We start from the raw sequence: 12,093 nt of genomic DNA on the forward strand, positions 1-12,093 counted from the left end.
AATTACCGGATAAACTTCCATACGGAGGTCGGGATCTTGTCGTAAAGTTTATTCATCGTCAATTCAGCGAGACGATGATCGGCCGCTGAGTAAAATACAGCCAGTTCATTGTCGGGAAGTTCATATTTATTTTTTTCGATAACACGTTCAAGGGTATCAATAGACTGACAACGTCGCAGACGCAACAAATAATCATTTTTGGTTAGTGGTTTATCTGACATAAATTCACCTGTTGTTTGTAATATCTTTAACATGAAAGACTGACGGGATTAGCCCTGCTCGCATTGGTGAAACAACGAAAAAGTCTGTTCCCGGACTTCCGCCATTTCTGCAGATCCTCTGCATTAATCCCATAGTTACCGAACAACATAAAAGTGTCGTCCAGGTATTCATCAATCTGAGCAATCAGTTTATTGTCTTCATTATACTTAATTTTATAATTAAGTGCGAAGGTCGCAATGTGCTCGATCAGCTCATTCAACTGAAGATTAACCGCGGAGGTTGGGTCGTTAACCCAGCCGTGGTTACTCTCCTCAAGGTTAGCAAGACAATCATGATACAGGGTTTCACAGAGAAATTTAAGCTGTGCGATATCATGTCTTTTTGGCGAATATTCGTCCATAACGCATCCCCTTATGAGTGGTATACACGACGACGATAAAACACCGTTTCGGGATGGAGACTACTGACTGACCTGAGGCATTAGCTGTAAACCTGATTAGCTATTACTATAATCTACTCTTATAAAGATTTCACTGGCCTATTACGAAAAATTACAAATATTCGTTGTTATTAAAGTTAATCTTCTGGCTCTGTAAGTAAAACTAAACCGTGAGACACAGGATTAAAGGCTAAGTTCCATGTATGGCCCTTTAAATTCATTAAGTTAGTATTATTACCCACCATTTAATGGCAATTCTTTGAGTGATCACTCAGCCAAGAATATTCCTGGTGGTCTGCTCAGTTCCCGTAGAAAGCATATTTAGTCCACACAGGCTAAAGGGAAAAATCGCTATAATGTATATTATATACTTTAATCACCTTATCTTAAATATATCTTAACGCAATAAGTTCATTTTGAGATTCAGTCGATAAAAAAAGGGCCGCATACGCGGCCCTTGATTGGCAGGATTAGTGATGCTCAACCGTATGGCTGTGCTCAATATCCTCGTTTTTGCGGTTAAAGCGGCGGCGAACCACCACGAAGAACACCGGTACGAAGAAGATAGCGAGAATGGTGGCGGTCACCATCCCGCCCATTACGCCCGTACCTACGGCGTTCTGCGCGCCGGAGCCTGCACCGGAGCTGATAACCAGCGGCAGCACCCCAAGGATGAACGCCAGCGAGGTCATCAGAATCGGACGCAGACGCATACGAACCGCTTCCAGCGTCGCTTCAATCAGACCTTTGCCCTCTTTCTCCATCAGGTCTTTGGCGAATTCCACGATCAATATCGCGTTCTTCGCCGACAAGCCAATGGTGGTCAGCAGGCCCACCTGGAAGTAAACGTCATTGGTCAACCCGCGGAAGGTCGCAGCCAGCAGCGCACCGATAACCCCCAGCGGCACCACCAGCATGACCGAGAACGGAATCGACCAGCTCTCGTACAGCGCCGCCAGACAGAGGAAGACCACAATCAGCGAGATGGCATACAGCGACGGCGCCTGGTTACCGGAGAGGCGTTCCTGATAGGACATGCCTGTCCAGTCATAACCGATACCGGTCGGCAGTTTACCCGCCAGCTCTTCCATCATCGCCATGGCTTCACCGGTACTCTTACCTGGTGCGGCCTGGCCCAGTATTTCCATCGATGGCAAACCGTTATAACGCTCCAGACGCGGTGAACCGTATTCCCAGCGTGAGGTTGAGAACGCCGAGAACGGCACCATTTGCCCGTCACTGCCGCGCACGTACCAGTTGTTGATATCGTCCGGCAGCATGCGGTATTTCGCTTCAGACATCACGTACACTTTCTTCACACGACCACGGTCGATGAAGTCGTTGACGTAGCTACCGCCCCAGGCAGAACCCAGCGTGGTATTGATGTCGCTGATGGAAACACCCAGCGCCTGGGCTTTTTCCTGATCGATATCGATCTTGTACTGCGGCGTATCTTCCAGGCCGTTAGGACGAACACCGACCAGCAGATCAGGATGCTTCGCAATCTCACCAAACAGCTGGTTACGCGCCTGCGTCAGTTTCTCGTGGCCCAGGTTCGCCTGGTCAATCAGCTCGAAGTCAAAGCCGGTCGCCGTACCCAGTTCCACGATCGCGGGCAGGTTAAAGGCGAAGACCATCGCATCTTTGATCCCAGCGAAATGTCCGCTGGCGCGTTCGGCGATAGCCGGGACTTTATTCTCTTCACCCGGACGCTCATCCCAGTTTTTCAGTGAGATAAACGCCAGACCGGAGTTCTGACCACGACCGGAGAAACCGAAACCGTTAACGGTAAAGACAGAGTTAACGTTGTCTTTCTCGTTTTTCAGGTAGTAATCGGTCACTTCATCCAGCACTTTCTGCGTACGCTCCTGCGTCGCACCAGCGGGAAGTTGCGCCATGGTCAGGAACACGCCCTGGTCTTCGTCCGGCAGGAACGAACTTGGCAGGCGAACAAACAGATACGCCATGCCTACCACGATGATGATATAGAGCAGCAGATAACGACCGGTGCTGCGCAGAATGTTGCCTACGCTGTCGGTGTAATGGTGCGTGCTCTTTTCGAACATGCGGTTAAACCAGCCGAAGAAGCCTTTTTTGCCTTCGCCATGATCGCCTTTGGCGACCGGTTTCAGCATCGTGGCGCACAGGGCAGGGGTGAGGATCATCGCCACCAGTACGGACAGCACCATCGCGGAAACGATAGTGATCGAGAACTGACGGTAGATGGCCCCGGTCGACCCGCCGAAGAAGGCCATCGGGATGAACACCGCGGAAAGTACCATCGCGATACCGACCAGTGCGCCCTGAATCTGGCCCATGGATTTACGCGTGGCTTCTTTCGGTGGTAGCCCTTCCTCCATCATCACACGTTCGACGTTTTCCACCACGACGATGGCGTCATCCACGAGCAGGCCTATCGCCAGCACCATCCCGAACATCGTGAGGGTGTTTATCGAGTAACCAAACGCGGCGAGTATCGCAAACGTCCCCAACAGAACAACCGGCACCGCGATGGTTGGGATCAGCGTCGCACGGAAGTTTTGCAGGAACAGGTACATCACCAGGAATACCAGCACGATCGCTTCAACCAGCGTTTTCACCACTTCGTTGATAGAGATCTTAACGAACGGGGTGGTGTCGTACGGGTAAACCACTTTCAGGCCATGCGGGAAGTACGGTTCCAGTTTCGCGATGGTCGCACGCACGGCTTCAGCGGTATCCAGCGCGTTGGCGCCGGTTGCCAGTTTAATCCCCAGACCGGAAGCTGGCTGGCCGTTAAAGCGGGCAATAACGTCGTAGTTTTCACCGCCCAGCTCGATTTTCGCCACATCACGCAGACGAACCTGAGAGCCATCCTGGTTCACTTTCAGCAGGATTTTGCCGAACTCGTCAGTGTTGGTCAGACGGGTTTGCGCGATGATCGAGGCGTTAAGCTGCTGGCCTTTCACCGGCGGCGTACCACCAAGCTGACCGGCCGCCACCTGGGCGTTCTGCGCTTTGATCGCGTTAATGACGTCGACAGGCGTTAACTGGAAATTATTCAGTTTGTTCGGATCCATCCAGATACGCATCGCGTACTGGGCACCAAACAGCTGAACGTCACCGACACCACTGGTACGGCTGACCGGATCTTTAATGGTCGCACCGACGTAGTCCGCGATGTCTTCCTGGGTCATGGAGCCATCGGTACTGATCATACCGAGAACCATCAGGAAGCTACTGGATGATTTCTCTACGCTGACACCCTGTTGTTGAACTTCCTGCGGCAGCAACGGCATCGCCAACTGCAGTTTGTTCTGCACCTGAACCTGCGCGATGTCCGCGTCCGTCCCGGAATCAAAGGTGATCGTAATCTGTACCGTACCAGAGGAATCACTGGCCGAGGACATGTACAACAGGTTATCGATACCGTTCATGTTCTGTTCGATAACCTGCGTAACGGTATCCTGGACCGTTTTCGCATCTGCGCCAGGGTAGGTTGCCGTGATCTGAATCGCCGGTGGCGCAATAGTTGGATATTGCGCGACTGGCAGCTTCAAAATAGCAAGCGCCCCTGCCAACATGATGATGATCGCGATAACCCATGCAAAAATGGGGCGATCGATAAAAAACTTAGCCATGTCTTAACGGCTCCTGTTTAAGTTAAGACTTAGGTTGTTCAGGCTGGTTGCCCGCTGCGGCTTGTTGGTTATTTTCCGCCGCGGCTTCCTGTGCTTTTACCTGAACACCAGGACGCACTTTTTGCAGTCCTGTAACAATGACGCGATCGCCAGATTTCAGACCCTCGGTCACCAGCCACTTGTCGCCAATGGCCTGCGTTGCCGTAATCTGACGCACTTCGACTTTGTCACCTTCGCCAACCACCATGGCTGTCGCATCACCACGCGGTGTGCGGGTCACGCCCTGTTGCGGAACCAGCAATGCGTCCGGGTTGGTGCCTTCCTGTAAGCGGGCACGCACAAACATGCCTGGCAGCAGGTAGCCATCCGGGTTCGGGAACACAGCGCGCAGCGTGATAGAACCGGTCGTCTGATCAACGGTCACGTCAGAGAATTCCAGCGTACCGGACTGCGGCAGCGTTTTGCCTTCGCTGGTGACCAGCTCGACTTTCGCCTTACCGTTCTCCTGCTGCAGCTTGCCGCTCGCCAGCTCTTCTTTCAGACGCAGGAAATCGTTGCTTGATTGCGTCACGTCCACATAGATAGGATCGAGTTGCTGCACGGTCGCCAGCGCCGTTGACTGCCCGTTCTGCACCAGCGCGCCTTCCGTCACAGCGGATTTACCAATACGGCCGCTGATCGGTGAGGTGACTTTGGTGTAGGCGAGGTTAATACGTGCGGTTTCTACTGCGGCTTTGGCGGCGACCACAGCGGCGTTTGCCTGCTGAGAATCAGCGAGCGCGCTGTCGTAATCCTGTTGACTGATGTACTTCGTACCCAACAGTTTCTGATAACGCTTGACCGTCAGCGACGCGATGTTGGCGGCAGCCTGCGCTTTTGCCAGATCGCCTTTCGCACTTTCATAAGTGGCCTGATAGGTTGCTGGATCAATCTGATACAGAGAGACACCGGCTTCGATATCACTACCTTCTACAAAGTTACGTTTCAGGATGATACCGCTGACCTGGGGACGAACTTCCGCAATACGATATGCATTGGTACGGCCAGGGAGTTCAGTGGTGATCTGTAGAGGTTCCGATTTAAGCGTTACGACGCCAACGGCTGGCATCTGTTGCGCTCCTTGTTGATCCGATTTTTCGTCACATCCTGTTAGCGCTAAGCTGCCTGAGAGCATCAGAACGATCGCCAGAGGCGTCAACCCTCTGTTTTTGTTCATATGTAAACCTCTAGTATCCGATTTCAAATTGATCAATGGATCAAAAGTCCGCAAACCCATTGCTGCGTTTATATTATCGTCGTGCTATGGTACAAACATTCACAAATGTATGTAAATCTAACCTCTGTAAATTCACTGACATATGGCACGAAAAACCAAACAGCAAGCGCTCGAGACACGACAACACATTCTGGATGTCGCGCTGCGTTTGTTTTCGCAGCAGGGGGTATCATCCACCTCACTGGGGGAGATTGCAAAAGCTGCTGGCGTCACGCGTGGCGCTATTTATTGGCATTTCAAAAACAAATCTGACGTATTCAGTGAGATCTGGGAGCTTTCCGAGTCCAGTATCAGCGATCTCGAAACTGAGTATCGGGCAAAATTCCCAGGGAATCCACTCTCAGTTTTAAGGGAAATACTAGTCTATATTCTTGAAGCTACAGTGATCGATGAGCGCCGACGCCTGATGATGGAAATTATCTTCCACAAATGCGAGTTCGTGGGCGAGATGGCGGCGGTGCAGGAGGCACAGCGCAGCCTGTGTCTCCAGAGTTACGATCGCATCGAACAGGCGCTGGAAGAGTGCATTAACGCTCAACTCCTGCCCGCTAATTTACTGACCCGCCGCTCGGCTATCCTGATGCGCAGCTACATTTCCGGCATCATGGAAAACTGGCTTTTTTCCCCTCAGTTGTTTGATCTCAAAAAAGAAGCGCGGGATTACGTCGCCATTCTGCTGGAAATGTTTCAGTTTTGCCCGACGTTGCGCGCGTCGCCAGCCGGATAACGTTGTGTCTTCACACCAGGAATTTTCTTATCGTCTTTGGCTATTCGGCTGATGGCATAAGTGCTATTCTTCGCCGGGCAATTATCCCCGGTCACCCCGGTTTCCGTAATCATTCTTGATAACACTATGCTGCACTCAATTCGCTGGCGGAATAATTTCACCGCACTGGTTGTCGTATTCATCTGTTTTTTTAGCGTCGTCTCCATGAGTCAGGCCCGCGCCGGGGCGAATGACCTGCCCGACCGCGCCGATGTTCAGAGCCAACTGAACACGCTGAATAAACAAAAAGAACTCTCTGCGCAGGATAAGCTTATCCAGCAGGATCTTACTGAAACATTACAGACGCTCGATAAAATCGATCGCGTCAAAGATGAAACCGCACAACTCAAGCAGCAGGTGGCGCAGGCACCGGCCAAAATGCGCCAGGCGACAGACAGCCTCAATGCGCTGAGCGATGTGGATAACGACGACGAAACCCGTAAAACGCTGAGCACGCTGTCGTTGCGACAACTGGAAGCGCGGGTGTCGCAAATCCTCGATGAATTACAGACTTCGCAAAACGATCTCGCCACCTATAACAGCCAGCTGGTATCGCTGCAGACCCAACCTGAGCGGGTACAGAACGCCATGTACACGGCGTCACAGCAACTGCAGCAGATCCGCAATCGCCTGAACGGCACGATCGTTGGCGAAGGGGCGCTGCGCCCCAGCGAGCAGGGGCTGTTACTGACGCAGCAGGCGTTGCTGAATGCGCAAATCGACCAGCAGCGTAAAAGCCTCGAAGGTAATACGATTTTGCAGGATACGTTGCAGAAACAGCGTGACTATGTGACCGCCAACAGCAACCGTCTCGAGCATCAGCTCCAGTTGCTACAGGAAGCGGTAAACAGCAAGCGGCTGACGCTCACCGAGAAAACCGCACAGGAAGCGGTCACGCCGGATGAAACGGCGCGTATTCAGGCCAATCCGCTGGTGAAACAGGAACTGGATATCAACCATCAACTGAGTCAGCGGCTGATCAACGCCACCGAAAACGGCAACCAGCTGGTTCAGCAAAATATTAAAGTCAAAAACTGGCTGGATCGCGCGCTGCAGTCCGAACGCAATATTAAAGAACAGATTGCGGTGTTGAAGGGCAGTCTGCTGCTGTCGCGCATTCTTTATCAGCAGCAACAGACGTTGCCGTCCGCTGATGAACTGGAAGACATGACCAACCGTATCGCCGATTTGCGTCTGGAACAGTTCGAGGTGAACCAGCAGCGCGATGCCCTTTTCCAGAGCGACGCGTATGTCGCAAAACTGGAAGAAGGGCACAGCAGTGAGGTGAATGGCGAGGTTCATGACGCGCTGCTGGAAGTGGTCGATATGCGTCGCGAGCTGCTCGATCAGCTCAATAAACAGCTGGGCAATCAGCTGATGATGGCCATTAACCTGCAAGTTAACCAACAGCAACTGGTGAGCGTCTCGAAAAGTTTGAAAGAGATCCTCACCCAGCAGATCTTTTGGGTCAACAGCAACAAACCGATGGACTGGGACTGGGTTAAATCCTTCCCGAAAGCGCTGAAAGATCAGTTCAAAGCGATGAAAATCACCGTGAACTGGGAAAAAGCGTGGCCTGCGGTGTTTATCGCGTTTCTTGCCGGATTACCGTTACTGCTCATCGCGGCGCTGATCCGCTGGCGGCTGAAATGGCTGCGGGATTATCAGCAAAAACTGGCGTCTCAGGTCGGGCAACTGCGTAACGACAGCCAGTTGCATACGCCAAAAGCGATTCTTATCGACCTGATCCGCGCCTTACCCGTGGTGATGATTATTCTCGCCGTCGGGCTTATTTTGCTGACCATGCAGCTCAACATTAGTGATCTGCTGTGGGCATTCAGTAAAAAGCTGGCAATGTTCTGGCTGGTATTCGGCCTGTGCTGGAAAGTGCTGGAAAAAAATGGCGTGGCGGTCACGCATTTCAATATGCCCGCCGAGCTGACCAGCCACTGGCGTCGCCAGATTGTCCGCGTCAGCCTGGCGCTGCTGCCGCTGCATTTCTGGTCGGTGGTGTCTGAGCTGTCGCCACTGCATTTGATGGACGATGTGTTGGGGCAGTTTGTCATTCTGCTCAATCTGTTGCTCATCACTGTTCTGATCTGGCCGATGTGCCGTGACAGCTGGCGGGATAAAGAGTCCCACAGTTTGCGTCTGGTGACCGTTACGGTACTGGCGATTGTCCCGATAGCGCTGATGGTTCTGACCGCCACCGGCTATTTTTACACCACATTGCGACTGGCCGGGCGCTGGATCGAAACCGTTTATCTGGTCATCCTCTGGAATCTGTTGTACCAGACCGTATTGCGCGGGTTGAGCGTTGCCGCACGCCGCATCGCTTATCGCCGGGCGCTGGCGCGTCGCCAGCATATGGTGAAAGAGGGTGCCGAGGGTGCGGAGCCGCAGGAAGAACCGACCATCGCCCTGGAGCAGGTCAACCAGCAAACGCTGCGCATCACCATGCTGGTGATGGTGGCGCTGTTTGCTGTAATGTTCTGGGCTATTTGGTCCGATCTCATCACCGTGTTTGCTTATCTGGATAGCATCACGTTGTGGCACTACACCGGTTCCGAAGCGGGCGCCAGCGTCATGAAGAGCGTCACGCTGGGCAGTCTGCTGTTTGCAGTGATCGCGTCAATGGTCGCCTGGGCGTTGATCCGCAACCTGCCAGGTCTGCTTGAAGTGCTGGTGCTTTCCCGGCTGAACATGCGCCAGGGGGCATCCTATGCCATTACCACCATCCTCAATTACGTGATTATCGCCGCGGGCGCGATGACTGTGTTTGGCTCGCTTGGCGTCTCGTGGGATAAATTACAGTGGCTGGCGGCGGCGTTATCGGTCGGTCTCGGTTTTGGTTTACAGGAGATTTTCGGTAACTTTGTCTCCGGTCTGATCATCCTGTTTGAACGCCCGGTGCGTATTGGCGATACCGTCACCATCGGTACGTTCTCAGGGACGGTCAGCAAAATCCGTATTCGCGCCACCACCATCACCGATTTCGACCGTAAAGAGGTGATCATTCCGAATAAGGCTTTCGTGACCGAGCGACTGATCAACTGGTCGCTGTCCGACACCATCACCCGCGTGGTGATCCGTCTCGGGGTGGCTTACGGATCTGATCTCGATAAGGTGAAAGAGGTGTTGCTGCAGGCGGCAAATGAACATCCTACAGTGATGCAGGATCCGGCACCGGCCGTGTTCTTTACCACCTTTGGCGCCAGCACGCTGGATCACGAGCTTCGTCTGTACGTTCGTGAACTGCGCGATCGCAGTTACACCGTTGATGAACTCAACCGGGCTATCGATCGCCTGTGCCGTGAAAATGGCATCGACATTGCCTTTAACCAGCTGGAAGTTCATCTGCGTAATGAAAAGGGTGATGAAGTCAGGGAAGTGAAGCGAGAGATCAAAGGGGATGACGCCGCAGGGGCGGTCAGCGAATAACAACGCGGGGCGGGTTATGCTCGCCCCGTTGACTTTTAGTGCGTCAGCGTCGCCAGTGTTTCAGGTGTTAATCCGGTGACTGCCATTACGGTAGTGGTGTCGATACCGCAGGCCAGCATTTTCCGGGCGATGTTGCGTGTTTCCTCCTCGCGGCCTTTTTGCATACCTTCTTTTATCCCTTCTTTGATTCCTTCTTTGATTCCTTCTTCCATGCCCTGTCGGATACCTTCTTTCTGTCCTTTTTGTCGGCCTTTCTCTTCCAGCCATTGCGCGATAGTCATCAGTAAGTCCTTATGTTGCGGTGCGCGTTGCGCCAGTCTGCGAAGTAACGCTTCCGGTTTTGCGGTATTTCCCGCCTGAAGCATATAACTCACCAGCGTCCCGATCTGTTTTTCTGTAAGGTGACCTGCCATCAACAAACTGGCGAACTGTTCCTGCCATTCTGCCAGATCGCGCTGCCGGATATGCTTTTGCAGAAGCTCAAGCATCGCCATCCGGCGGTGAGTCACAATGTGATTATCCGGGATAACCGTCAGGTCGACCAGCGGAAAATCGGAACTGTATAAGGTGTGCGCCAGGTGCGGATCACTGAACAACTGTTGCCAGCTCATACTGTGAGGCCAGGGGCTGACGGCGCCGTGATAAAAAAGCATGGGGATCACCAGCGGAAGCGCGTCATACCCCGCATCGATATGCCGTTGCATGGCGGCAATAGCGTACCGCATCAGGCGAAACGCCATCAGTTTGTCGGGTGTGCTCTGGTGTTCAATAAGGGCGTAAAGATAGCCGGGACCGTGCTGCGTTTGTACCGAATAGAGAATATCCGAATAGCTGGCACGCAGATCTTCTTCAATAAAGCTGCCGGATACCAGCCGTAAGGTGCTCATATCACACAGGGCCAGATATTTTTCCGGCAAGTGGATTTGCAAAAAATCCTGCGCCACCTCTTTCTGTGCCAGCATCTGTTTGAACACCGCATCGTGCGGCGTTGCTGAAAGTTTTTCCATGTCACTCCATCATCGTTGTCACAAAGGACCACGATGACAGCATTATTCACCCGGCGTCAGAGGGATGATTCGTTTCTTGCGAGGCGGCTTCAGCACTTTTTTGTTTGCTTTCATAATCGCGCTTCACGATGTCGAGCGCGCGCAACACCGTCTGCGGCGGGATCGCATGTTGCTCCAGCAGCATAATCAGATCGACCGCCAGCTTGACCTCATCGGGGGCATTTTCGAGTGACATAGTGTCTCCTGTTAACGGGTCATTCGCGCCAGAACGGCGTCAATATCCTGCAATGCTTTACGGCAGCGCTGGAGTCTGCCTGCACAGGCTTCCACCTCACGGGACAACCGCTGCTGTTCCTCAAAACCGGTAGCCTGCGCCAGCAACTGCTCGCGTTCACGCCACAGTGCCAGCAGGCGGCGCTCGTATTCCTGATGCTGCAACCGCTTACGCTGCCAGCGCGTCAACGCGGGAGAACCGGTATCCCATGAACGTAGCGACCAGGCGTCGGTTTCGCGCGAGATGGCTTCCATTTGTGCGGCCAGATGCTCAGCAAGCCAGGTGATTTGCGGCAGTTGCTGATGTTCAACGGCCTGCTTCAGGGCGCTGAGGTTGTGCCGCGCTTCCGTCAGACAGGCCTCCAGGCGTGTGCTGCGTGTCTGAAACAACTGCCGGTCGAAGCGCGGGCCGAGCGTCGCGAACTTCGCCAGCGGGGCGGTACGGGCTTCCAGCATAGCCAGCTGTTTTTCCAGCGTTTGTAAAAGCGAGTCAGTTTTCACGTTGCGCTTCCAGTAATGGCGAGTGTTTATGCTACATTAGCGATCAGGGTTGATAACGATTCGCATTATGCAACGTACTATTTTAATCATCATTGGCTGGCTGGCGGTAGTCTTAGGGACGCTCGGGGTGTTTTTACCCGTTTTACCGACCACCCCTTTTATTCTGCTCGCCGCCTGGTGTTTCTCTCGCTCATCGCCACGCTTTCACCACTGGCTGCTTTATCGCTCGTGGTTCGGCGGCTATTTGCGTTTCTGGCAGAAACATAAGGCGATGCCAGCAGGAGCGAAGCCGCGTGCCATTGTAGTGATTTTAATCACATTCGGCCTCTCGCTGTGGGTGGTAAAAATGATGTGGGTACGAATCTTGCTTCTCATTATCCTTTTCTGTCTGCTCATTTTTATGTGGCGACTGCCGGTGGTTGATGCAAAGCAACAAAAACCGTAAAGCACAATAATGGCTGTTGCAATTATTGCCTTCTGCCAGTAAATTCGAGCGTTTTCGAGTACAGGTGCGCCCGGTCAAAGGTTAGACAATCGTCTTCCTGGCC

10 protein-coding genes are annotated in these 12,093 nt (G+C 52.9%); 3 read left to right on the plus strand and 7 right to left on the minus strand.

Annotation, left to right across the window (positions count from 1 at the left end):
- Window positions 1-2: 2 nt before the first annotated feature.
- The 4 genes from AOY23_RS16935 to acrA all read right to left on the minus strand — a co-directional run bounded on the left by AOY23_RS16935 (window position 3) and on the right by acrA (window position 5,497).
- Window positions 3-221: an HHA domain-containing protein gene (locus tag AOY23_RS16935; protein WP_054180432.1), complete on the minus strand. Its 219-nt coding sequence runs from the start codon at window positions 219-221 to the stop codon at window positions 3-5.
- Window positions 222-247: 26 nt separating this feature from the next.
- On the minus strand, window positions 248-622 hold the full coding sequence (tomB, locus tag AOY23_RS16940; protein WP_054180431.1) for an Hha toxicity modulator TomB: 375 nt from the start codon (window positions 620-622) through the stop codon (window positions 248-250).
- Window positions 623-1,131: 509 nt separating this feature from the next.
- On the minus strand, window positions 1,132-4,281 hold the full coding sequence (gene acrB, locus AOY23_RS16945; protein WP_054180430.1) for a multidrug efflux RND transporter permease subunit AcrB: 3,150 nt from the start codon (window positions 4,279-4,281) through the stop codon (window positions 1,132-1,134).
- A gap of 22 nt (window positions 4,282-4,303) precedes the next feature.
- Entirely contained in the window at window positions 4,304-5,497 is a 1,194-nt protein-coding gene (gene acrA, locus AOY23_RS16950) for a multidrug efflux RND transporter periplasmic adaptor subunit AcrA (RefSeq protein WP_054180429.1), read from the minus strand.
- Between the two features lie 142 nt (window positions 5,498-5,639).
- Between acrA and acrR the strand changes: the two genes are divergently transcribed.
- Both acrR and mscK read left to right on the plus strand, forming a co-directional pair.
- Complete coding sequence (gene acrR / locus AOY23_RS16955; protein WP_054180428.1) at window positions 5,640-6,284, plus strand: multidrug efflux transporter transcriptional repressor AcrR; 645 nt, start codon at window positions 5,640-5,642, stop codon at window positions 6,282-6,284.
- A gap of 126 nt (window positions 6,285-6,410) precedes the next feature.
- Entirely contained in the window at window positions 6,411-9,764 is a 3,354-nt protein-coding gene (gene mscK, locus AOY23_RS16960; RefSeq protein WP_054180427.1) for a mechanosensitive channel MscK, read from the plus strand.
- 35 nt (window positions 9,765-9,799) lie between these two features.
- Here mscK and AOY23_RS16965 read toward each other — a convergent pair whose 3' ends face one another.
- The 3 genes from AOY23_RS16965 to priC are packed head-to-tail and all read right to left on the minus strand — an operon-like array spanning window position 9,800 to window position 11,545.
- Complete coding sequence (locus tag AOY23_RS16965; protein ID WP_054180426.1) at window positions 9,800-10,771, minus strand: Rpn family recombination-promoting nuclease/putative transposase; 972 nt, start codon at window positions 10,769-10,771, stop codon at window positions 9,800-9,802.
- Between the two features lie 46 nt (window positions 10,772-10,817).
- Window positions 10,818-11,006: a pleiotropic regulatory protein RsmS gene (gene rsmS, locus AOY23_RS16970; RefSeq protein ID WP_054180425.1), complete on the minus strand. Its 189-nt coding sequence runs from the start codon at window positions 11,004-11,006 to the stop codon at window positions 10,818-10,820.
- Between the two features lie 11 nt (window positions 11,007-11,017).
- Window positions 11,018-11,545, minus strand: coding sequence for a primosomal replication protein N'' (gene priC, locus AOY23_RS16975; protein WP_054180424.1), 528 nt, complete (start codon window positions 11,543-11,545; stop codon window positions 11,018-11,020).
- Between the two features lie 67 nt (window positions 11,546-11,612).
- On the opposite strand from priC, the gene AOY23_RS16980 reads away from it, so the two are divergent.
- Window positions 11,613-11,990, plus strand: a complete 378-nt coding sequence (locus AOY23_RS16980) for a DUF454 family protein (protein WP_054180423.1) — start codon at window positions 11,613-11,615, stop codon at window positions 11,988-11,990.
- Window positions 11,991-12,093 lie beyond the last annotated feature (103 nt).

It is taken from the genome of Trabulsiella odontotermitis (assembly GCF_001297775.1).
GTDB classification, from domain to species: Bacteria; Pseudomonadota; Gammaproteobacteria; order Enterobacterales; family Enterobacteriaceae; genus Trabulsiella; species Trabulsiella odontotermitis.

Coding starts and splice junctions, on each gene's coding strand:
- mscK (WP_054180427.1), top strand. CDS start 6,411: ATGCTGCACTCAATTCGCTGGCGGAATAATTTCACCGCACTGGTTGTC.
- rsmS (WP_054180425.1), bottom strand. CDS start 11,006: ATGTCACTCGAAAATGCCCCCGATGAGGTCAAGCTGGCGGTCGATCTG.
- tomB (WP_054180431.1), bottom strand. CDS start 622: ATGGACGAATATTCGCCAAAAAGACATGATATCGCACAGCTTAAATTT.
- acrB (WP_054180430.1), bottom strand. CDS start 4,281: ATGGCTAAGTTTTTTATCGATCGCCCCATTTTTGCATGGGTTATCGCG.
- AOY23_RS16935 (WP_054180432.1), bottom strand. CDS start 221: ATGTCAGATAAACCACTAACCAAAAATGATTATTTGTTGCGTCTGCGA.
- acrA (WP_054180429.1), bottom strand. CDS start 5,497: ATGAACAAAAACAGAGGGTTGACGCCTCTGGCGATCGTTCTGATGCTC.
- acrR (WP_054180428.1), top strand. CDS start 5,640: ATGGCACGAAAAACCAAACAGCAAGCGCTCGAGACACGACAACACATT.
- AOY23_RS16965 (WP_054180426.1), bottom strand. CDS start 10,771: ATGGAAAAACTTTCAGCAACGCCGCACGATGCGGTGTTCAAACAGATG.
- AOY23_RS16980 (WP_054180423.1), top strand. CDS start 11,613: ATGCAACGTACTATTTTAATCATCATTGGCTGGCTGGCGGTAGTCTTA.